Annotated in this window: 24 protein-coding genes; 9 read left to right on the forward strand and 15 right to left on the reverse strand. The window is 70.3% G+C overall.

What is annotated here, in order from left to right; all coding sequences use genetic code 11:
* Positions 1-76: 76 nt before the first annotated feature.
* The 5 genes from ACFDTH_RS00170 to argH all read right to left on the reverse strand — a co-directional run bounded on the left by ACFDTH_RS00170 (position 77) and on the right by argH (position 4883).
* Positions 77-1033 carry a CorA family divalent cation transporter gene (locus ACFDTH_RS00170; protein WP_375285470.1) on the reverse strand — a complete coding sequence of 319 codons (957 nt, stop codon included), beginning with the start codon at positions 1031-1033 and terminating at the stop codon, positions 77-79.
* The gene (locus ACFDTH_RS00175) at positions 1030-1893 is read right to left on the reverse strand and encodes a siroheme synthase (RefSeq protein ID WP_375285471.1); all 864 of its coding nucleotides are present in this window, start codon (positions 1891-1893) and stop codon (positions 1030-1032) included. The genes ACFDTH_RS00170 and ACFDTH_RS00175 overlap by 4 nt, the downstream gene beginning before the upstream one ends.
* 130 nt (positions 1894-2023) lie before the next feature.
* Positions 2024-3280: a diaminopimelate decarboxylase gene (gene lysA / locus ACFDTH_RS00180; RefSeq protein WP_375285472.1), complete on the reverse strand. Its 1257-nt coding sequence runs from the start codon at positions 3278-3280 to the stop codon at positions 2024-2026.
* On the reverse strand, positions 3280-3519 hold the full coding sequence (locus ACFDTH_RS00185) for a hypothetical protein (protein ID WP_375285473.1): 240 nt from the start codon (positions 3517-3519) through the stop codon (positions 3280-3282). Before ACFDTH_RS00185 ends, lysA begins: the two co-directional genes overlap by 1 nt.
* Complete coding sequence (gene argH / locus ACFDTH_RS00190; RefSeq protein WP_375285534.1) at positions 3519-4883, reverse strand: argininosuccinate lyase; 1365 nt, start codon at positions 4881-4883, stop codon at positions 3519-3521. Before argH ends, ACFDTH_RS00185 begins: the two co-directional genes overlap by 1 nt.
* 16 nt (positions 4884-4899) lie before the next feature.
* Here argH and ACFDTH_RS00195 point away from each other — a divergent pair, with 16 nt between their 5' ends.
* The gene (locus ACFDTH_RS00195; RefSeq protein WP_375285474.1) at positions 4900-5442 is read left to right on the forward strand and encodes a TlpA family protein disulfide reductase; all 543 of its coding nucleotides are present in this window, start codon (positions 4900-4902) and stop codon (positions 5440-5442) included.
* Between the two features lie 128 nt (positions 5443-5570).
* Entirely contained in the window at positions 5571-6278 is a 708-nt protein-coding gene (locus tag ACFDTH_RS00200; RefSeq protein WP_375285475.1) for a hypothetical protein, read from the forward strand.
* Positions 6279-6308: 30 nt separating this feature from the next.
* On the opposite strand, the gene ACFDTH_RS00205 is transcribed toward ACFDTH_RS00200, so the two are convergent.
* Positions 6309-6785: a thiamine phosphate synthase gene (locus tag ACFDTH_RS00205; protein WP_375285476.1), complete on the reverse strand. Its 477-nt coding sequence runs from the start codon at positions 6783-6785 to the stop codon at positions 6309-6311.
* 53 nt (positions 6786-6838) lie between these two features.
* Between ACFDTH_RS00205 and ACFDTH_RS00210 the strand changes: the two genes are divergently transcribed.
* Together ACFDTH_RS00210 and ACFDTH_RS00215 are read left to right on the forward strand one after the other, a co-directional pair.
* The gene (locus ACFDTH_RS00210; protein WP_375285477.1) at positions 6839-7489 is read left to right on the forward strand and encodes a YggS family pyridoxal phosphate-dependent enzyme; all 651 of its coding nucleotides are present in this window, start codon (positions 6839-6841) and stop codon (positions 7487-7489) included.
* Positions 7486-8148, forward strand: a complete 663-nt coding sequence (locus ACFDTH_RS00215; RefSeq protein ID WP_375285478.1) for an HAD family hydrolase — start codon at positions 7486-7488, stop codon at positions 8146-8148. The genes ACFDTH_RS00210 and ACFDTH_RS00215 overlap by 4 nt, the downstream gene beginning before the upstream one ends.
* Positions 8149-8155: 7 nt before the next feature.
* Here ACFDTH_RS00215 and ACFDTH_RS00220 read toward each other — a convergent pair whose 3' ends face one another.
* From ACFDTH_RS00220 to ACFDTH_RS00240, 5 genes are read right to left on the reverse strand one after another with little or no spacing between them, the layout of a single operon-like run.
* Positions 8156-10276 carry a transglycosylase domain-containing protein gene (locus ACFDTH_RS00220; protein WP_375285479.1) on the reverse strand — a complete coding sequence of 707 codons (2121 nt, stop codon included), beginning with the start codon at positions 10274-10276 and terminating at the stop codon, positions 8156-8158.
* A 47-nt stretch (positions 10277-10323) separates the two neighbouring features.
* Complete coding sequence (msrB, locus tag ACFDTH_RS00225) at positions 10324-10749, reverse strand: peptide-methionine (R)-S-oxide reductase MsrB (protein ID WP_375285480.1); 426 nt, start codon at positions 10747-10749, stop codon at positions 10324-10326.
* A gap of 31 nt (positions 10750-10780) precedes the next feature.
* Positions 10781-11845 carry an FAD-dependent monooxygenase gene (locus ACFDTH_RS00230; RefSeq protein WP_375285481.1) on the reverse strand — a complete coding sequence of 355 codons (1065 nt, stop codon included), beginning with the start codon at positions 11843-11845 and terminating at the stop codon, positions 10781-10783.
* On the reverse strand, positions 11833-12525 hold the full coding sequence (locus ACFDTH_RS00235; protein ID WP_375285482.1) for a methyltransferase domain-containing protein: 693 nt from the start codon (positions 12523-12525) through the stop codon (positions 11833-11835). Before ACFDTH_RS00235 ends, ACFDTH_RS00230 begins: the two co-directional genes overlap by 13 nt.
* On the reverse strand, positions 12522-13583 hold the full coding sequence (locus ACFDTH_RS00240; RefSeq protein WP_375285483.1) for a type III polyketide synthase: 1062 nt from the start codon (positions 13581-13583) through the stop codon (positions 12522-12524). Before ACFDTH_RS00240 ends, ACFDTH_RS00235 begins: the two co-directional genes overlap by 4 nt.
* Before the next feature lie 76 nt (positions 13584-13659).
* On the opposite strand from ACFDTH_RS00240, the gene ACFDTH_RS00245 reads away from it, so the two are divergent.
* On the forward strand, positions 13660-14595 hold the full coding sequence (locus ACFDTH_RS00245; protein ID WP_375285484.1) for a ribose-phosphate pyrophosphokinase: 936 nt from the start codon (positions 13660-13662) through the stop codon (positions 14593-14595).
* Between the two features lie 115 nt (positions 14596-14710).
* Here ACFDTH_RS00245 and ACFDTH_RS00250 read toward each other — a convergent pair whose 3' ends face one another.
* Positions 14711-15007: a 4a-hydroxytetrahydrobiopterin dehydratase gene (locus tag ACFDTH_RS00250; protein WP_375285535.1), complete on the reverse strand. Its 297-nt coding sequence runs from the start codon at positions 15005-15007 to the stop codon at positions 14711-14713.
* A gap of 44 nt (positions 15008-15051) precedes the next feature.
* On the opposite strand from ACFDTH_RS00250, the gene ACFDTH_RS00255 reads away from it, so the two are divergent.
* The 3 genes from ACFDTH_RS00255 to ACFDTH_RS00265 are packed head-to-tail and all read left to right on the forward strand — an operon-like array spanning position 15052 to position 16663.
* Positions 15052-15462, forward strand: coding sequence for a metallopeptidase family protein (locus tag ACFDTH_RS00255; RefSeq protein WP_375285485.1), 411 nt, complete (start codon positions 15052-15054; stop codon positions 15460-15462).
* Positions 15459-16031 (forward strand): heme ABC exporter ATP-binding protein CcmA, encoded by a 573-nt coding sequence (gene ccmA, locus ACFDTH_RS00260; protein ID WP_375285486.1) that lies wholly within the window; start codon positions 15459-15461, stop codon positions 16029-16031. Before ACFDTH_RS00255 ends, ccmA begins: the two co-directional genes overlap by 4 nt.
* A complete protein-coding gene (locus ACFDTH_RS00265; RefSeq protein ID WP_375285487.1) occupies positions 16028-16663 on the forward strand; it encodes a heme exporter protein CcmB in 636 nt (211 codons plus the stop codon). The genes ccmA and ACFDTH_RS00265 overlap by 4 nt, the downstream gene beginning before the upstream one ends.
* Here the strand turns inward: ACFDTH_RS00265 and ACFDTH_RS00270 are convergent, their stop codons facing one another.
* The gene (locus ACFDTH_RS00270) at positions 16664-17998 is read right to left on the reverse strand and encodes an exopolysaccharide biosynthesis polyprenyl glycosylphosphotransferase (protein WP_375285488.1); all 1335 of its coding nucleotides are present in this window, start codon (positions 17996-17998) and stop codon (positions 16664-16666) included.
* Between the two features lie 271 nt (positions 17999-18269).
* Positions 18270-18539, reverse strand: a complete 270-nt coding sequence (locus tag ACFDTH_RS00275) for a hypothetical protein (RefSeq protein ID WP_375285489.1) — start codon at positions 18537-18539, stop codon at positions 18270-18272.
* A gap of 149 nt (positions 18540-18688) precedes the next feature.
* Here ACFDTH_RS00275 and ACFDTH_RS00280 point away from each other — a divergent pair, with 149 nt between their 5' ends.
* Entirely contained in the window at positions 18689-20038 is a 1350-nt protein-coding gene (locus ACFDTH_RS00280) for an O-antigen ligase family protein (RefSeq protein ID WP_375285490.1), read from the forward strand.
* Here ACFDTH_RS00280 and ACFDTH_RS00285 read toward each other — a convergent pair.
* A complete protein-coding gene (locus ACFDTH_RS00285) occupies positions 19923-20615 on the reverse strand; it encodes a hypothetical protein (protein ID WP_375285491.1) in 693 nt (230 codons plus the stop codon). The genes ACFDTH_RS00280 and ACFDTH_RS00285 overlap by 116 nt on opposite strands.
* Positions 20616-20618 lie beyond the last annotated feature (3 nt).

The following is a 20618-nucleotide window of genomic DNA, read 5'->3' on the forward strand; positions in this document are numbered from 1 at the left end:
AAGCACAAGCGCCAACTTCGGGGCTTGGCCTTCGACTTCGCTCAGGCCGAACGGAGGTCTGGGTGGATGAGCGCCGTCACCCACCCCGCGTCCAATGCCGCCGAACGAACCAGGCCGTGACTCCCAGCGCGATCACCACGCAGGCCGCCAGGATCGCATCGAACGCCCACGGCTTCTCCGCGTAGGGCAGCCCCTTCACGTTCATTCCGTAAAGGCCGGTGAGGAAGGTCAGCGGCAGGAACACCATCGCCGCGATCGCGATCACCAGGCTGCGCTGGTCGAGCTGCTCGGCGCGCAGGTCGGTCAGCGCCTCGTGCATCAGGCTGGCGCGCTCGCGGATTGCCTCCAGCTCCTCCGCCATGCGCGCGGCGCGATCCGCGGCGGCATTGAGGTGCATGCGGTCGTCATCCGCCAGCCAGTCGCCGGGCAGCGCGGCCAGCCGTTCCAGCGCGGTGCGCTGCGGCGCCAGGAAGCGGCGGTAGTTGATCGCCTCGATTCGAACCCGGGTGACCCCGCGGCGCAGTTCGAAGACGTGGTCGGCATCCAGCTGCTGCTCACAATCGTCCAGGCTGTCGCCCAGGTCCGCGACCACCGGATCGAGGTCGGCGGTGATCGCGGTGGCGAAAGCAGCGATCAGGTCGCCGGGATCGCGCACCCGGCCCTCGCACACCTCCTTGGCGACCGCGTCGACCGCTATCAGGTGCTTGCGGGTGAGTGAAATCACCCGGCCCTTGATCGCCCAGATCCGCACGGAGGCGAGCGCGTCGCCAGGATCGAGTTCCTCGTCGGTCCGCCCGCGCAGGTTGATGAAGGCGCCATGGTCGAACGCCTCACAGCGCGGGCGGGTCTCCTGCGCGGTCAGCGCTTCGACCAGATAGTCGGACAGCTGCGCCTCTTCGCGCAGCCAGGCCTGGGCATGTTCGGCATTGGTGTTGAGATGCACCCAGACGAGATCGGCGGTGCAGCCCAGCGCTTCCTTGACGCCGACCTTGGCGGCTTTTCCCTCCGTGACGCGATAGCCGAAGCCGCTCATGCCATTCTCACGTCCACGTTGAGCCCTGCGGGGGCGTCAACGGGCGGCGCGGCGGTCTCGATCCGCGCCGCATCCGCCCGTGCCCGGTCGAGGATCGCGCGCGGCACGTCCGCGCCATGGGTGACGCGATCGGCGTTCGCGAGCAGGCGCGCCTGGCGGAGGGTGAGGTCGTCGGGGTCGGGGGAGGTGAGGGTGATGGACGCAAGATCCCTCGTTGGCGCCGTTCTCAACTCTTCGGCGCCAAGCCAGAAGGTAACGTCCGGGTCAGGGCCTAGTGGATCGAGATCGCCTCCCGGCGCCAAGGCTGCGGCGATCGCGCGGCGCCGCTCGGTAGAGGCGGGAAACTCGCGGCGGATCGCGTCCCGCCCCGCGAACAGCGCGTCCGCAAGCGCGCCCAGACCCGCGGGCAGGATCGCCTCCAGTCGCTGCCTGAGCGCCGCCGCCAGCCCGGCCGAGGCGCCGCCGGTGCCCACCGCGACGATCACGGGCGAGCGATCGACGATCGCGGGCAAGGTGAAGTCGCACAGATCGGGCCGGTCCACCGCATTGACCAGTACGCCCCGCGCCTTGAGTCGCGCCACCGCCGCCTCGTCATCCACCACGATCGCGAGGCGGGGTCCAATAAGCCCCTCCCCTTCAGGGGAGGGGTTGGGGTGGGGGCGTTCAGCGAGTGCAGGACTCGGTGAGACTCCGGCCCCACCCCCAACCCCTCCCCTGAAGGGGAGGAGCTTGCCCTCCTCGCCCACCACCACCGCACCCGCGCGTTCGAGCAGCCGCCGCTTCGCTTCCGCCGTCTCGCCCTCACCCACCAGGATCACGGCGCGACCCTGGAGCCGCACGAAGATCGGCAGGCTGTGCACCTAGAGTCGGTCCACCTTCCCCCAACCCGTTCGCCCTGAGCGAAGTCGAAGGGCATGCGCCACCGTTGGGGCATGTGCTTCGACTTCGCTCAGCACGAACGGGAGGGGGGCGCCGATGATCATGCAGCCGTCACAGCCAGTCCGGCACGCGCTCGGCGGCAATCAGTGCCTCGGCGGCGACGCGGTCCGCCACGACGGCATAGCGGTCGCCGTCCACCAGCACCTCGGGCACCAAGGATCGCGAATTGTAGGTCGACGCCATGGTCGCGCCATAGGCGCCCGCGGTGCGGAACACGGCGAGGTCGCCGCGCGCCACCGCATCGATCTCGCGGTCGCGCGCGAAGGTGTCGCCGGTCTCGCACACCGGGCCGGCGATGCTCGCGACGAAGCGCTCGCCGCTCGGTCGCACCGCCTCGAAATCGTGCCACGCATCGTACAGCGCCGGCCGCGCGAGGTCGTTCATCGCCGCGTCGACGATGACATAAGGGTTGGTGCCCCCCGGCTTCACCCAGATCACGCGGGTCAGCAGCACGCCGGCATTGCCCGCGATCACCCGGCCCGGCTCGAACATCAGTTCCACGTCCCAGCCCGCCGTCACCCGCGCCACCATCGCGCCGAGATCGGCGGGGGAGGGGAGCCGGTCCTCGCGGCGATAAGGCACGCCCAGCCCGCCGCCGAGATCGACCCGGCTGATCGCATGCCCGGCCGCGCGCAGTTCCGCGACCAGTTCGCCGACGCGCGCATAAGCGGCCTCCAGCGGAGCCAGGTCGGCGAGCTGGCTGCCGATGTGGCAGGCAACCCCGCGCATCTCCAGTCCGGGCACCGTGGCGAGCCGCGCGAACATCGCCGGTGCCTGGTCGATCGGTACGCCGAACTTGTTCTCGCGCTTGCCCGTCGAAATCTTGGCGTGGGTGCCCGCGTCGACATCGGGGTTGACGCGCAGCACCGCGGGTGCGCGCACGCCGCGCGCCGCGGCGAGCGCGCCGAGCACGACGCCTTCCTCCTCCAGCTCCAGGTTGAACTGGCCGATGCCGGCGTCCAATCCGGTGGCGAGCTCGCCCTCGGTCTTGCCGACGCCCGAGAACACCACCTCCGCGGTCGGAATCCCCGCCGCCAGCGCGCGCTTCATCTCGCCCGCGGAGACGACGTCGGCGCCATAGCCCTCGTCCGCCAGCACGCGCAGCACGCCCAGGTTCGGATTGGCCTTGATCGCATAAGCGAGGTGGACGGGACCCGCCGCCGCGAGCCCTTCACGGAACACGCGCGCATGCCGCCGCAGCGTCGCGGCCGAATAGACGTAGACGGGGGTGCCGACTTCGGCGGCGATCCGTTCGAGCGACACGTCCTCGCACCACAGGGTGCCGTCGCGCAGGTGAAAATGGTCCATCAGCTCTCTGGCGGCAGGTCGAACTCGTCGGAGCGGCGCTCCTCCGAGTTCTGGCGCCCCTCCCCCACGGGGCGCGGGCGCGGTTGCGTGGGGGGGGGCAGCCGCGCCGGCGCGGCGGGGGGCACGGGGGCGCCCGCGGGGGCGGGCGGCAGCGGCGGGCCGGGGGCGGGGGCGAGTTTCGCCGCCGATCCGCAGGCGGCGAGCAGCAGCGCCGGCGCGAGCGCGATCAGTGGGCGCATCACCGCGCCTCCCGCGCCGCTCGCACGGCCGCGCGCACATTGTCAGGCGCGGTGCCGCCGAAGCTGGTGCGGCTCGCCACCGAGGCGTCCACCGACAGCACCGCGCGTGCCTCCGCGCCGATCCGTGGGTCGATCGCCGCCAGCTCCTCGGGCGACAGCGCGTCCAGCTTCACCCCCAGCGCCTCCGCCCGCGCCACCGCGCGGCCGGTGACGTGGTGCGCCTCGCGGAACGGCAGCCCGCCTTCGCGCACCAGCCAGTCAGCAAGGTCGGTGGCGGTGGCATAGCCGCTTTCGGCGAGGCCGCGCATCCGCTCGGTGCGAAAGGTCGCGCTCTCGACCATGCCGGTCATCGCCGCGAGGCTGAGGCCGAGCAGGTCGTGGCATTCGAACACCGGCGGCTTGTCGTCCTGCATGTCCTTCGAATAGGCGAGCGGCAGGCCCTTCATCGTCACCATCAGGCTGACGAGGCAGCCGGTGATCCGCCCGGCATGCCCGCGCACCAGCTCGGCCGCATCGGGATTGCGCTTTTGCGGCATGATTGAGCTGCCGGTCGACCATTGGTCCGAGAGGGTTACAAATCCGAACGGCTGCGAAGCCCACAGCACAAACTCCTCCGCCAGCCGGCTGAGGTGGAGCGAGCATTGCGCCGCGGCGGTGAGGTACTCGATCGCGAAATCCCGGTCCGACACCGCGTCCAGCGAGTTGCGGGTCGGGCGGTCGAAGCCCAGCGCCGCCGCGGTGGCATGCCGGTCGATGGGGAAGCCGGTGCCCGCCAGCGCCGCCGATCCCAACGGGCATTCGTTCATCCGTGCCCGTGCGTCGCGGAAGCGGCGGCCGTCGCGAGCGATCATCTCGTGATAGGCCATCAGGTGGTGGCCCAGGGTCACCGGCTGTGCGGATTGTAGGTGTGTGAAGCCGGGCATCACGCTGGCGGCATGTTCTTCCGCCCGTGCCAGCAGCGCGTCGTCTAATGCGGCGAGCGCTTCCAGCGTCTGGTCGATCGCATCGCGCACCCACAGGCGGAAGTCGGTCGCCACCTGGTCGTTGCGGCTGCGCGCGGTGTGGAGCCGCCCCGCGGCGGGCCCGATCGCCTCGGCGAGCCGTGCCTCGGTGAGCATGTGGATGTCTTCGAGCGACAGGTCGTCGGGTACGCCGTCTGCGTCATAGTTTGCCGCCACCCGGTCGAGCCCCGCATCGATCGCGGCGACATCATCCGGCGCCACGATCCCCTGCGCACCTAACATGGCGACATGCGCTTTCGATCCGCGGATATCCTGCCGCCACATCCGCTTGTCGAAGGGCAGGCTGGCATTTATCTCGCGCATCACCGCGGCGGGGCCTTCGGCGAACCGCCCGCCCCACATCTGGTTGGATCCGGTCATGCCTTCCTTCTCGTCGCGCTGGGCGATCGGCTTTCTCCTGCTGGCGGCTGGGGGGTGCGATAGGCAAGCGCCGCCCGCCCCGCAAGCGACGCCGAGCGCGCCGACGGCGAAGCCCGGCAGCGTCGATCGCAGCCATGCCGGCGAGGCGATGCCCGACGTCGCCTTCGAGCGTCCCGATGGCAGCCCCGCGCAACTGCCCGATTTCAAGGGTACGCCGCTGCTGCTCAACCTGTGGGCCACCTGGTGCGCGCCCTGCGTCGCTGAACTGCCGACGCTGGATCGCGCCGCGGCGACGCCGGGCATCGCCGTGCTCGCGGTCAGCCAGGACACCCAGCCCGACAAGGTCGCGCCGTTCCTCGCCGAGCGCGGGCTCAAGCGGCTGGCGCCTTACCGCGATCCGAAGCTCGGCCTCAGCCTAGCCTTCGCCGCCAACCTGCCGACCACCATCTTCTTTGGCGCGGACGGGCGCGAGCGCTGGCGGTTCACCGGTGGGATGGACTGGACCGGCGCGCAAGCGAAGGCGCTGCTGGCGCAGCGCTGAGGATCGCCTACATTTGTAGGTGTGCGGCTTCCCTGCAACAGTTCCGGAGAATCGTCTTTCGTTAACTCCAAGGGTGCCCCATTCCGCCGCGGGGGCGTTATGGGGGTCCTCGGGAGGATGATCGACTCGTGACCGTTCGTCGCGCGATACTTGCTGGAGTGGCGGTTGCCGGGCTTGTCGCCGGCGCCTTTGCCATGCCCGCGATCGGCGCGACCGAGTCGACCCGCACCGTGCGCAAGGCCGCCGCTGCGGCCCGCGCGCTCTCCGGCTTCACCCCCGCCGCCGCCGATCCTCGGCTGTCCGCGCTGTTCGCGCGCGGCGGTCTCGACAGCAACTTCCGCTTCACGCCGTCCGAAACGCGCCGCGATTCGCGCGCGGTGACCGTGGCGGTGCGCGCCCGTTCGAACCGGGCGGCGGAGGCGGAGCGGGTTGCTTCGACCGCCGCGCCTACCGTCGGACTCGCCCCGATCGCCTACAATCTGGGCGTGGCGGTGGGCTGGAAGCGGTTCGCGGTGTCGGGCGACGTCTCGAAGGTCGATCTCGCCGGCCAGCCGGGCGGGCGCGAGGCGGCGGACGTGGCGGTCAGCTATGCCGGCACCCGCTTCACCGGCCAGGTCCGCGCCGCTTCCGACAAGCCGATCGAAGGCAGCGCGCCGCGCTTGATCGAGGGCGCGCAGGCCTATTCGCTCGACGTGCGCGGCTCCTATGCGCTGACCCGCAACCTCGACGTCACCGCCGGTGTCCGCTACAAGAGCGAGCGCGACCGCCTGGTCCGCTTTACCGACGACCGCCGCGACAGCCAGGCGGTGTACGTCGGCACGGCGTTCCGCTTCTAGGGCGTAGCATCACCGGAGCGGTCGGGCGGCTCAGGAGTTCCACGCATCGATCGCCGCCCAGCCGGCGAAGCAGAACCGACTCAGCGGCCGAAAGCGCCGGGCGTCCATCCCACCCAAGGCGATCAGACCCACGCCGAGGCCGCGCCCGAGCCGCGCCGCCTGTGCTGGCCCAAGCGCCGGCGCGCCCGGGTGGGAGCGGGTGGGGTAGACGGGCGAGACGAACAGCAGCGCCGCGCCCGCGAGCCTGCCCGCCAGCGCCTCGACGCGGTCGTGCGCCGGCCAGGTGACGAGGCCGCGCCCCGGCCGGCCGTGGATGCCCATCTCGCCCGGCAGCGGAATCGCGCCGGCGCGCACCAGCACCAGCCGCTTGGCGCGGGTTGTCCGCCGCAGCCGCGCGAACAGTCGCCGTCGCTCGGCCGGCTCCGTCGCATAGTGGCGGAACACCACGCCCGCTCCGGGTGGCAGGCGGCGCACCGCGGCCCAAAGGTCGGCGCGCTCGTCGGTCATCAGCCAGAGCGTAGGGTGGCGTGCGGGCATTTGCCCGCTATAGCCGCGCCGCCATGCCCCCCCTAGTCGAAGTCCAGCAGCGGATCGCCCGCGCCGCCGCGCTCGCCGGTTGCAAGCCGGAGGCGGTGACGCTCGTCGCCGTATCGAAGACCCATCCGGCGGAAGCGATCGCGCCTTTGCTCGCCGCCGGCCAGCGCGTGTTCGGCGAGAATCGCGTGCAGGAGGCGCAGGCGAAATGGCCCGCGCTGCGCGAGGCACACCCGGACGTGTCGCTCCACCTGGTCGGCCAGCTCCAGTCGAACAAGGCGGCCGACGCGGTGGCGCTGTTCGACGCGATCCATTCGGTCGACCGGCCGTCGCTGGTCACCGCGCTGGCCAAGGCGATGGACGCCGCCGACCGGCGCCCCGCCTGCTTCCTCCAGGTCAACATCGGCGCGGAAGAGCAAAAGGGCGGCTGCGCGATCGCCGAGGTGCCGGCGCTGCTCGCCGCGATGCGCGACGCAGACCTGCCCGCCGCCGGGCTGATGTGCGTGCCCCCTGCCGGTGTAGAGGCGGCGCCCTATTTCGCGCTGCTGGCCAAGATCGCGCGAGACGAGGGTGTCGAAGGGCTCAGCATGGGCATGTCGGAGGATTACGAGACCGCGGTGATGATCGGTTCCACTCACGTCCGTATCGGATCTGCACTGTTCGGAGGACGTGCGTGAAGTTCAAGGCGATCCTGTTCGATTTCGACGGCGTGCTGATCGAAAGCGAGGCCTCCGGCAACCGCCACCTCGCCAATTATCTCACCGGCATCGGCCATCCGATCACGCCCGAGGAATCCATGTCGCGCTTCATGGGCCATGCCGGCACCGAGTTCCTGTCGCGGGTCGAGGACTGGCTCGGCCGGCCGTTGCCCGAAGACTTCCAGGCGATCCGACAGGCGGAGAACGAGCGGGTGATGGCCGAGGGCGTCGAGGCGGTCGCGGGCGCGATTGCCTTCGTCCGCGCGCTGCCCGCCGATCTGCCCAGGGCGGTGGTGTCGTCCAGCCGGACCCGCTGGCTCCACCGCCACCTCGACCATATCGGCCTGGCGGACGCGTTCGGCGCGCACGTCTATTCGGGGCAGGAGCATGTCTCCCAGCCCAAGCCTGCGCCAGACCTCTACCTCCATGCCGCCGCGCAACTGGGCGTGGCGATCGGCAATTGCGCAATCCTGGAGGATTCAGAAGTAGGCGCCACCGGCGCGGTGGCGAGCGGCGCCTATGTGATCGGCCTGTGCGCGGGCACGCATTGCGGCCTGGGCCATGACGCGCGGCTGCGTTCGCTGGGTGTCGACGCGATCGCGCACGACTTCGAAGAGGTCGCGCAGCTGGTCGGCTGACGCGGCGTCAGAACTCCGGCTCGGCCTCCCGCTCGCGGCGGCGCGGCGGGGGCGGGGGCTCGCGGCCGGTCACCCGGTCGATCCATTCCTGGTCGAGCCGGTCTTCCCCGGGCTGGGGCGGCGGCTCGCGCTGGGGCATGACCTGCGGCCGCTCATAGTCGGGCACCGGGCGCTCGATGCCAAAGCCCGGCGGATCGGGCGCGAACTCGTCCTGCGGCCGGCTGGTGCCGACCGGGTTGCCGTCCTCGTCGACGAAGACGGTATTGTCCGGCTGGCCGAAATAGCTCTCCTCGTCGGGCTCCTCCTGCCATTCGGGCAGGGTCACTTCGGTCTCGAATTGCTCCACCGGCCGCTTCGCCACCGCCTTGGTCATGAACTGCGCGAAGGCGCGCGCGGGCGCGGTGCCGCCGTGCAGCCCCGCCACCGGCTTGGCATCGTCGCGGCCCATCCACACGCCGGTGGTGAGCCCGCTGGAGAAGCCCAGGAACCAGCCGTCCTTGGTGGCGCTGGTGGTGCCCGTCTTGCCCGCGACCGGTCGGCCGATCTGCGCCGAGCGGCCGGTGCCGGTGTTGACCGCGGTCTGGAGCAGGTCGGTCATCTGTGCAGCAACGAAGGGGGAGACCAGCACGTGATTGCGGTCGACCTCGTGCTGGTAGATCACCTGGCCTTCGCTGACCACGCGGGTGATGCCGAACGGGGTGACGGCGATGCCCTTGTTGGCAACGCTGGCGAAGGCGCGCGTCATGTCGATCACCCGCGCCTCGGATGTGCCGAGCACCATCGAGGGATGCGTGTTGACCGGTGTGGTGATGCCGAACCGGCGCGCCATATCCGCCACCGTGGCGAAGCCGACCTGCTGGCCCAGCTTCGCCGCCACGGTGTTGAGCGAGTAAGCGAAGGCGGTGCGCAGGGTGACCGGGCCGGAGTTGCGCCGCGAATCGTTGCGCGGGCTCCAGCCGGCGATTGTCACGGGTTCGTCCACCTCGACATCGTCGGGCCTCCGCCCCGCCTCCAGCGCGGCGAGATAGACGAACAGCTTGAAGGCAGATCCCGGCTGGCGCACCGCCTGCGTTGCGCGATTGTAGATCGAGGAGACATAGTCGCGCCCGCCTACCATCGCCCGCACCGAGCCATCTCGGTCGAGCGCGACCAGCGCGCCCTGCGCGCCGCGCGGCGCATTGGCACGGATCGCGGCATCGGCGGCGCGCTGCATGGAGAGGTCCAGCGTGGTCCACACGTCCAGCGGCTTCTCGGTCTCGTCGATCAGTAGATCGAGCTGGGGCAGCGCCCAGTCGGTGAAATAACGGACGCTGTTCTGCCGTGGCTCGGGCGCGAGCTTGACTGCCTTGGGATCCGCCTCCGCCGCCTGCGCGGGCGTGATCGCGCCAGTCTGCTCCATCACCCGCAGCACCACACCGGCGCGGCCCACCGCCGCCTCCGCATCCGCGGTGGGCGAGTAATTGGACGGAGCCTTGACCAGCCCGGCGATGATCGCCGCCTCCGACAGGCTCAGGTCGCCCGCATCATGCCCAAAGAACTTCCGCGACGCCGCGTCGATGCCGTAGCTGCCGCCGCCATAATAGACCTTGTTGAGGTACAGCTCCAGGATCTGTTCCTTGGAGAACTTCCGCTCCATCGCCAGCGCCAGGATCCACTCGCGAAACTTGCGGCCGAACTTCTTCTGGCTGGTGAGGAAGACGTTGCGGGCGAGCTGCTGCGTGATCGTCGATCCGCCCTGCACCCAGCGGCCGCGATCCAGCCGCACCTGCACCGAGCGGGCGACGCCGATCGGATCGACTCCCAAATGGCTGTAGAATCGCCGGTCCTCCACCGCCACGGTGGCGTCGCGCATCACCCGCGGGATGCGGTCGAACGGCAGCCATTCGCCATAGCTCGGCCCAAGCGACACCAGCACCGTGCCGTCTGCGGCATGGACACGGATCATCTGGCCGTTGGGCGAAGACTTGAGCTCGTCGAAGCCGGGCAGCTGCGCCTTGGCGACATAGACTGCGGTGACGAGCGCCCCCAGCCCGATCAGCGCGAGCACGATCAGCAGCTTTATCGCGAGCGACAGGCGTTTGCGCCACCGCGACTTGGTGGAGGACGGGCGAGTAGGGGCGCGGGCCATCGGAATCGGGTGGCGGATACCCGCTTACGCCCGCCTTAACAATGACCTCACCCTTGAGGAGCTTCGATTGCCGCTGAAGCGCGGCGGGGTTCGAAATCGAGGCTGATCGAGTTGATGCAGTAACGCAGCCCCGTCGGCGGCGGTCCATCCGGGAACACATGCCCCTGGTGGCTGTCGCAGCGCGCGCAGCGGGTCTCGGTGCGGGTCATGCCGTGGCTGTGGTCGCTGTGATCGGTCACCACCTCCGGGCTGATGGGCTGGGTGAAGCTGGGCCAGCCCGAGCCGGAGTCATATTTGTCGCGCGAATCGAACAGGCCTAGCCCACAGGCGGCGCAGGCGTAGATTCCGTCGGCCTTGTTGTCGGTATACTGGCCGGCGAACGCCCGCTCGGTGCCCGCCTCGCGCAGCACGTGATATTGCGCCGGGGTCAGCCGCTTGCGCCATTCGGACTCGGACAGGTTCAGATGTTCCATGGGGCAAATCTCGCGAGCGGTGGGGCGGGAATCAAGAGGCTCCTGCCCCGATCCGGGTCGCGCGCGCGATCACCTGGATCAACTGCGGCGCGATCCGTGTGCCGGCTAGCGCGCGCCGGGCGATCGCCGGGCGTTCGAGGAGGTGGCGCACTGCGTCGGCCAGCAGCACCGGGCGGCGCGATCGTCGGGCGAAGCGGCGCTGCCAGCGGTCCGCATCCATGCCGGACAGGTAGGCCGCCGCGGCGTCGATGCCGCTCGCCAGCGCGATCCCCATGCCCTCGCCAGCGAGGCTGGCGATCACCGCGCCCTGATCTCCGAGCCGGTAGCAGCCGTCCCCCGCCTGCGCCCGCCAGCCATAGGGCACGTTGGCGACGGCATCGATCGGTTTCGCATCGACCAGCGTGGCGAGCCGCTCGCCGAGCGGGCCGGTGCCGATCTCGCGCAGCAACGCGAGCGGCGACCCTGCCTCGCGCAGTCGCGACCGGCGCAGGGCGAGGCAGACGTTGGCGCTGCCGTCCTCCTGCAACGCGACGCCGGCATAGCCGCGATCGAACAGGTGCAGCTCCACCGCATCGCCGACCAGCAGATCGAGCGTGGGCGAGGGGGCGAGCCGAACCCTGAGCCCCAACGAGGGGTCGCCGTCGAGCGGGCGACCCGCGCCGCGCACGTCGTGCTTGCCGGTCGCCAGAAAGAGGGCACCCGCCAGCTGGGCGCCGTCCACGTCCGCGGCACCGCGTTCGATCGTTCGCACCATCGCGCCGCGTTCCACCGCCGCGCCCGCGCGGGCCGCGGCGGCGAGCAGCGCGGTGTCGAGCGTCCGCCGCGACACCGCCCGGGCAGGGCGGGGCAGTGGCGCCTCGACGCACCGCCCGCCCGCGAACAGGCGCACGCGGCCAATGAGGCGTTTCGACAGCGTGTCAGGCGTCACGCCCAGTCGGCCGAGCGTCTCCAGCGTCCGCCAGCTCAGGAAGCCGCCGCACAGCGCATCCCCCGTCTCGCGCGTCCGTTCGACCAGCAGGTGCGGCGCGCCCGCCCGTGCTAAGGTGATCGCCGCCGCCGCGCCCGCCGGCCCACCGCCCAGGATCAGCGCGCGCACAGGTGCTCCACGCACAGCCGGAACGGAAAGGCGCGGAACACGCGCCCCCCAACGCCCGCCTCCGCCAGGATCGGCGCCCACTCGCCCGGCCGGTAGCTGCGCGCGATCGACAGGCGGCCGTCGTGGCGGACGATCGGGTGCCAGCCCGCCAGCCGCGCGAGCAGGGGATAGCCGTGATAGGCGAAGCCGTGGCGGTGAAGATCGTTGACCAGCCAGCCGAGCCGCGCTTGCTCGTCCATGAAGCGCAGGAAAGCGACCAGCTGCGCACGCGTCATGTGATGCGCCACCAGGCTCGAGATCACCGCGTCCCAGCCCTCGCCGGCCAGATCTGCATAGTCGCCGATGCGATAGTCGATTCCCAGCGCGGCGGGCGTATCGGCGCGCGCGGCGGGGGCGCTGTTCGGGTTGAGGTCGACGCCGGCCAGCGCCACCGCGCGACCGCGCCGCGCCGCCCAGCGTGCGATCCGCCGCAGCATGTCGCCGTCGCCGAAGCCGACGTCGAGGACGCGCAGCGGCCGGTTAGTGGCGGGAAGGCGATCGAGGAAGGCGAGCGTCGGCCGCGCCGCCAGCGTCGCGGTGTTCACCTTGGCAAGGTCGCGCAGCACCGCCGCATAGGTGGCGGGGTCAAGGTCGGGCGCGTCCATCAACTCCTCGGCCTCGGCGCGCACCCGCAGCGTCACGCCGCGCTCCCGAAGGCGAAGCCCTCCGCCGCCAGTCCCGGACCGAAGGCGAGCGCCACGCCGCTCCGCACCGGCGGCCCCTCCAGCATCCGCGCCAGCACGAACATCAGCGTCGCCGAAGACATATTACCATAATTGGCCAGCACCGAGCGCGACGCCTGAAGCGCGTCGGCGGGCAGCTCCAGCCCATGTTCCACCGCGTCGAGGATCGACCGGCCCCCGGCATGCACTGCCCAGCCGTCGATTCCGGCGGGGTCGTGCCCGCCGGTCACCAGCGGCGCGGTCTCCGGATCGGCGAGCGCCGCGGCGATCCGCCCCGGCACCTCGCCCGACAAGGTCATCGCAAAACCCTGGTCGGTGATGTCCCAGCGAATCAGCGCATCGCTGTAGGCGAGCGTGGTGGCGAAAGGCTGGCGCAGTTCGAAACCGCGCGGTTCGGCGGTGACCAGCGCCGCCGCCGCGCCATCGCCGAACTGGAGCATCGCCAGCAGCGATTCGAGCGACCTTGTTTCCTGAAGGTGCAGCGTGGACAGTTCGACGCATACCACCAGCACGCGCGCGTCCGGCTCCGACCGGACGATATGACGCGCGGTCCTGAGCGCGGCGACCGCGGCATAGCAGCCCATAAAACCGATTAGCGTCCGCTCGACCGAAGGCGCGAGGCCGATCGCCCGCGCTACGATCTGGTCGATGCCGGGCGCGACGAAGCCGGTGCAGCTGGCTACCACCAGATGTGTAACGCCGTCGAGCGACAGGCCCAGACGATCGATCGCGGCGATCGCCAGCGCGGGAGCCGCCTCCGCATAGACGCGCATCCGCGCCGCGGTGCCGGGCCAGTCCGCCGCATAGAAGCCGCCGGGCATCACCGGCGAGCCGCCCTGTTCCGCACGCGGCAGCACCGACCAGCGATGGCGGATGCCCGATCGCGTCGCCATTCTCTCGAACACCCGCGCCGCGCGTGCATCCAGCCGGGCACGCGCCCAGCCTTCGAAGGCGGCATGGACGTCGTGATCGGGGGCGGCGGTGGCGACGGCGTTCAGGAATGACACGCGCGTCAACGCGCGGCGGTCGGTTTCAGACCCGTTGCCCGCATTCGCCGGCCCCCGTAAGGCGCGTGACAGAAAGGCGCCCCTGATGAAATTGATGACCGGGAATTCGAACCTGCCGCTGGCGCGGGACGTGGCGCGCTATCTCGAGATCCCGCTCACCGATGCGCTGGTCCGCCGCTTCGCCGACGAGGAGGTGTTCGTCGAGATTCAGGAGAACGTTCGGGGCGAGGACGTGTTCGTGCTCCAGTCGACCTGCTATCCCACCAACGACAACCTGATGGAGCTCCTCATCATGATCGACGCGCTGAAGCGCGCGTCGGCGAAGAGGATCACCGCGGTGCTGCCGTACTTCGGCTATGCCCGGCAGGACCGGAAGCCCGGTCCGCGCACGCCGATCTCCGCCAAGCTGGTTGCCAACCTGATCACCGTGGCGGGCGCCAATCGCGTGCTCTCGATCGATCTGCACGCCGGCCAGATCCAGGGCTTCTTCGACATCCCCACCGACAATCTCTACGCCGCGCCGGTGATGTCGGCGGACATCAAGGCGCGGTTCGACGGGCCCAACCTCATGGTCGTCTCCCCCGACGTCGGCGGCGTGGTGCGCGCGCGTGCGCTGGCGAAGCGGCTCGACAACGCCCCGCTCGCCATCGTCGACAAGCGCCGCGAGCGCGCGGGCGAGTCGGAAGTGATGAACATCATCGGCGACGTCGAGGGGCGCTTCTGCGTGCTGGTCGACGATATTGTCGATTCGGCTGGCACCCTGTGCAACGCCGCCGCGGCGCTGCGCGAGGCAGGGGCGGAGGACGTGGTCGCCTATGTCACCCACGGTGTGCTCTCGGGCGGCGCGGTGGCGCGGGTCGAGGGCTCCGCGCTGCGCGAGCTGGTGATCACCGATTCGATCGGCAATCAGGAGGTGATCGCGGGCGCGGCCAAGATCCGCCACCTCACCATCGCCCCGCTGCTCGCCGAGGCGATGCGCCGGATCAGCGACGAGGCCAGCGTCTCCTCGCTGTTCGACTGAGAGTCAGCCCCTCCTCCGTTCGTGCTGAGCGAAGTCGAAGCACCTTGGCGACGCTGCGCATGCCCTTCGACTTCGCTCAGGGCGAACGGAGGGGTGATCGGTGACGAGGGCCGCGTCAGTCGCCCAGGATTGAATCGATCGCCTGCGCCAGCTCCACGTCGCGCGCGGAGAGGCCGCCGGCGTCGTGGGTGGTCAGCGTGATCTCCACGCGGTTCCACACATTGGTCCATTCGGGATGGTGGTCGGCGCGCTCGGCGATCAACGCCACCTGCGTCATGAAGCCGAACGCCTCGGCGAAGTCGCCGAACACGATCGAGCGGGTGATCGCGTCGCGTGCTTCGTCATAATCCCAGTCGGGGAGGATATCGAGCGCCTCGGCGCGTTCCGCTTCGCTCAGTTGCTCGACCATGATGGTGTCCTTGCGGTTCGTCAGGGCCCGGAGCTATGGCCGCGGCGATGCCGGGGCAAGACCTTCCGGGCGCACCGCCCTCCGCCGCCGCGTTCGAGGCGCATGCCCGCGCCACGATCGCGCGCCTGCCCGTGGCGTTCCGGGAGCATCTCGGCACCGTCGCCCTGCTGGTCGAGGAAGAGGCCGACGCCGAGACGCTGGCGAGCCTGGGGCTGGAACATCCGCTGGAGCTGACCGGCGTCTATCACGGCCGCCCGGTGGGCGAGAAATCCGCCTTCGATGCGCCGGCGCTGCCCGATCGCATCCACCTCTACCGCCAGGCGATCCTCGCCGAATGGTGCGAGACCGGCGTGCGGCTCGACGACCTCGTCGCGCATGTCGTGATCCACGAGATCGGCCACCATTTCGGGCTGAGCGATGCCGACATGCACGCGCTCGAGGACGCGGTTTCGGATTGAGCCTGCTCGTCGCCCGCGGCCTCGCCTGTGTTCGCGGCGGCCGGCTGCTGTTCGAGGGGCTGGACCTGACGCTCGGCGCGGGCGAGGCGGCGCGGGTGGCGGGGCCGAACGGGGCGGGGAAGTCCAGCCTGTTGCGCGTGCTCGCCGGACTGCTGCGACCGGCGGCGGGATCGGTGACCGCGGGGAGCATCGCGCTGCTCGCCGAAGCGACCGCGCTGGACGAGGAGCTGCCGCTCTCCGGCGCGCTCGGCTTCTGGGCGCGGATGGACGCGGCACCCGATCTGTCGGGTCGGGTCGAGGCGGCGCTCGCCGATGTGGGACTGGAGGCCATCGCCGGCCTGCCCGTCCGCCTCCTGTCCACCGGCCAGCGCCGCCGCGCTGCCCTCGCGCGGGTGATCGCCAGCCCGGCCGCGCTGTGGCTGCTCGACGAGCCGTCCAACGGGCTCGACTCAGCCTCGATCGCGCGGCTGGAGGCGACGATCGCGCGTCATCGCGCCGGTGGCGGTGCGGTGGTGGTCGCCACGCATCAGCCGCTGGTGCTGACCGATGCGATCGAGGTGACGTTATGATCACGCTGGTCTGGCGGGACGTGCGCCGCGGCTACGGCTCGGGCGGCACCACCCTGCTGGTCGGCTTCTTCCTCCTGGTCGCCACCCTATTCCCGTTCGCGACCGGACCGGACGCGGCGCTGCTCGCGCGAGTCGGGCCCGGAGTGATCTGGGCGGCGGCGCTGCTCGCCGCGCTGCTGCCGGTCGAACGGCTGGTCGCGCCCGACGTGGACGCGGGCGTGTTCGACCAGCTCGACCTGCGCGGTTACCCGCCCGCCACCGTGCTGGCGGCGCGGGTGCTGGGCCATTGGCTTGGCTTCGGCCCGCCGGTGATGCTCGCCGCGGTGATCGCGGGGGGGCTGCTCGACCTGCCGTTGGCGGCGCTGCTGCGGGTGGAGGCGGGGCTCGCGCTGGGCACGCCCGGCCTTGCCGCGCTGGCGGTGGTGACCGCCGCGCTCACCGCAGGCCTGCGCGGCGCTGCGGCGGTGGCGGGGCTGGTGATGCTGCCGCTGGCGGTGCCGCTGCTGATCTTCGGCGCCGGATCGGTCGCGGGCGACGGACCGGGGCTCAAGCTGCTTGCAGCGACCAGCCTGCTGCTCGTCGCCGCCGCGCCGTTCGTCGCGGCCGCGGCTCTGTCGGCGCGGGACAGCTGATCAGAACGCGTTCTTGTGCACCACCACGCGGAAGGTGTTGAACAGGATGCTGATGTCGCGCCAGATATCCCAGCCCTGCACATATTCCATGTCGGCCTGGAGCCGGTCAGTCAGGTCCGACATCTGGAGCGTCGCGCCGCGGTGGCCGCGGATCTGGGCGAGCCCGGTGATGCCCGGCTTCAACTGGTGGCGGTGCCAATAGGTCTGGTCGACCTCCCAGAACAGCCGCTCCCCGGCCAGCGAGCCAAGCGCGTGGGGGCGTGGGCCGACCAGGCTCATGTCGCCGATCAGCACGTTGAACAGCTGGGGCAGCTCATCGATGCTGGTCGCCCGGATGAAGCGTCCCAGCCGGGTGATCCGGTCGTCGTCGCGGCTGGCCGATCGGGCGCCGCGCGCGTCGCTGCTCTCGGTGCGCATGCTGCGGAACTTCAGCACCTTGAACAGCCGATTGCCGCGGCCGACGCGATCCTGCTTGAACAGGATCGGGCCCGGGCTGTCCAGCTTCACGCCGATCGCCACCAGAACCAGCAGAGGCAGCAGCACGATCAGCAACGGCACCGTGATCGAAAGGTCCAGCAGCCGCTTCTTGATGCGGTCGGGCAGGTTCAGCGGCTTGCGCGAGACCTGCATCGTTTCCTGGCCGTTGAATGTTGCCAGACCGATTGCGCCGACCGCATTGGCCTCCTCCATCAATATGTCGCCGTCGATGTCGGCGCCCTTCAGCAGTAGCGCCCATTGAGGTTGCCGCTCGGGCACGCTGGCGATGAGGATGCGATCGAACGACTTGGCCAGCGCACCGAACCGGTGGAGCATCTCCGGGTCCTTGAGATTGGGGCGCAGGTCCAGCTGGCGCGCGTCGATCACCTGCGCGCCGCCGGTCTGGTCCGGAGGTGCGCCCCCGTCGACGATCACCAGCTCGTTGATCAGCTGCCCGCCGGTCAGGTGCCGCACGTGGCGGCCGAACGCAATGCGCGCCAGGCCGAGCGCCAGCACCACCGCCACCGCACTGGCGCCGATGGACAGGCGCGAGATTTCTTCGGAGCTCTTGAGAAAGAAGCTTAGCAGCAGGATGGCGAGCACCGCGGTGACAAAGGAAGTGATCGCGCGCCGCGCGCCCTCGCCGGACCGGCGCAGCACCTCGAGCGAATAGGCACCGCTATTGACCGCCACGATCGCGTAGATCGGCAGCAAAGACGCAACCGGAACCAGATCATAGCGCCCGAGCCCGACCAAGGTGAACGCCAGGCTGATTAATGCCGGCGTGCCCCCAATCACCGCCAGGTCGAGCAGACACAGCTCGGCATAGAGGATCAGCCGTATCGTCTGCTTCGACACGCGCCGTGAATCACGAATCGGCACAGCCCACCCCTGCTCAGCCGCGTGTATCCGCTGGTGCATGGTCTCGACGACCTCCCATCCCGCATCGGACCGATCCCCCAACCGTCCCGATTCGCAACCCGCTGACAAACAATCCTAACACAGCCTGCCGACGGATGGCACCGGCTGCATGCCCCACGTGTCGCCTTTTGAAACAGGCTACACGCAATCGTGACTAACGCGATCGGGCGGGCGGGCGTTCCGTCTTGGGATCAGGATTGGCCCTAGGCTACCAGATCAGCAGGACGACGCCCGCTAGCGCAAGGGCGAAGGCGGCAACGCCCGCGAGCCGCGACATCTGCTCGATAACCGGGTTCACGAGTTCGAGCACGCGCGATTGGCTGGGGGCAGGCAGGTCCGCCCGCGCTCCATAATGGCGCTGGAGCATGAACTGCAGTTCATGCGCGGGGCTGCCGCCAGGAGTGTCGGGCGCGTCCTCTTCTTCCAGTTCGCGCGCGGACGTGGATGGCGTCTCGAGGCGGGCATGCGGCAAGGCCATCGTGATTCTCCGGGCAGGGACGTCCGCTATGGCGGAACGGAGTAAAGCTGTTGTAAATGCCGCCCCTTTTTGGATGGCCTGAGTGGTGCGATTTCCTATTGCCGCAGCGGGGGAGACGAGGGGTGGTGGAAGGGAGATCCTTGGCGTCGGTGCGGACCGCGGTCCGGCCTCGGCTTCCCGCCATCGCCGCGCTCGCGCTCAGCCTGGCGATCGCCTTCGACGGGCTTAACGGCCCCGCGGGAAAGCCAATCCTGTTCCTCCTGCTTTCCGTTCCATTCGGCTTGCTGTTGTTCGCCGCACCACCCTCATTGCCGGTCTGGCGAGCGCTCGCGCCGATCGTCGCGCTCGCGGTCGTGGCGCAGATCTGGATGGCGCTGCCCTTGTGGGTGCCGCCGCTGGGCGCGAACTATGCCCGGCCGGACCTGTTGCTGCGTGAACTGCTGGGCGCGGCGGCGCTGCTGGTTGCCTTCTGTATGGGCGCGGTGCTTGCGCTGCGGCGTCAGGCGCTGGCTTCCACGATCGACTGGCTGCTGGCGTTCGCCTGCGCGAATGCCCTGTTGGGCGTGGTGCTGCGCGATCAGGCGGGGGCGCTGCCTTCTCACCTCTGGCAGGCGCACGGCGGGGTGCGTTTCGCCGGAACGATGAGCAACAGCAACGTCACCGGCGCCTACTTCGCCATGCTGGCCCTTGCCGGGCTGACGCGGGTGACGGGGGATTCTGCGGACTGGCGCGAGCCGCTGGTCCGCGCGGCGATGATCGCCCGCTGCATGGCGGTGCTGCTGTGCGCGAGCGCCTGCCTGGTCACCGCTTCCAGGTCCGCGAACACCTGCCTCGGCCTGGGCCTCACCGTGATCCTGTTGGCGGGTGCACGGCGGCGGGACCGGCGCGGCACCGTGCTGGCGGTGGTGCTCTCGGCCGCGGTGCTGACAGCGGCATGGATCGGCCTCGCCGACCTCCTGCAGCTGCGCCTGAACCGGGTTGGTGGGGATGGATTGGCGCGGATGACGATGTGGCAGCACTATCTGGGCGTGTCGCTCCGCTCGATCTGGTTCGGCTATGGCGCGGGTGGCTTCGCCACGGTCAGTGCCCGTTCGCTAAGCGATCCGTTCATCGCGCAATTGCTCTGGACGGTGAACGCGCCGCACAACCTGTTCCTCGGGCTGCTGCTGGAGGGCGGCATTGGCTACCTGCTGCTGCTTGCCGCCGCTGCCGCGCTGGTTGCGCGGCGTGTCCTTACCAACCTGCGTCACGAAGGGCTGCACGACATCGCCAGCGGTGTGTTTGTCGGAATTCTCGCCGTGTTCGGCTGTGCGATGGTGGACATCGCACTGGACGTGCCGGCGCTCGCGGCGCTGACGCTGTTCCTGGCCGGCATGCTCGCGTTCAGGGCGCGCGATGGCCTGCGCCTCGGAAGCTCCGCAGGTCCTGATCTCGCGCCCGCACCTGCCGAAGCGCTAGCAGGAAGCGCGTATAGGCGGGGCTCGCCCGCGCGGCGCTGAAGATGCCTTCGCGATATTCGGCGCGCAGACGCACGTACCAGATCGCCTCGTCGACCGATCGGCGCCGGGCCGAAGACGGCAGATCCCGCCAATGTGCGAACGCCTGGCGCACGCGCCAATCGGCGGCGTAACGCAGATAGGGCGCGAACGCATAGCTGCGGGCCAGCGCCGCGCGCATCGCCGCGGCGTTGCCGCGGCCGGCGTGGAGATAGGCGAGCGCCAGTTCCGCCTCGCCGTCCCCGTACGGTGTCGCTGCGGCGACGCGGAGCGCCCGGTGCGCGGAGTCCAGCATCGCCGCGCGCGCCGCCGGGGCTGCAAACGGCGCCTCGTACAGGCGCGATTGCGCTTCGAGCAGGAGCAGGCGGCGCGGCTGGTCGAGCGCGATCGGCCGCGGATCGGGCACCAGCGGACGATGCCGCGTCAGCTGCCGGACCTCGGAGGACAGGTATGTTTCGGCAAGGGCGACCTGCCGCTCCTGCCCGATCGCGATCACCGCGATCACCGCGCCGAGGGCGAGGACCGCAAGGACGATGTCCGCCGCTCGGCGCTCGGTGCCGGTCGGGCGTCCGTGCCGCATGCG

Origin of the sequence: Sphingomonas sp. (assembly GCF_042096255.1) — a bacterium.
Lineage (GTDB): Bacteria > Pseudomonadota > Alphaproteobacteria > Sphingomonadales > Sphingomonadaceae > Sphingomonas.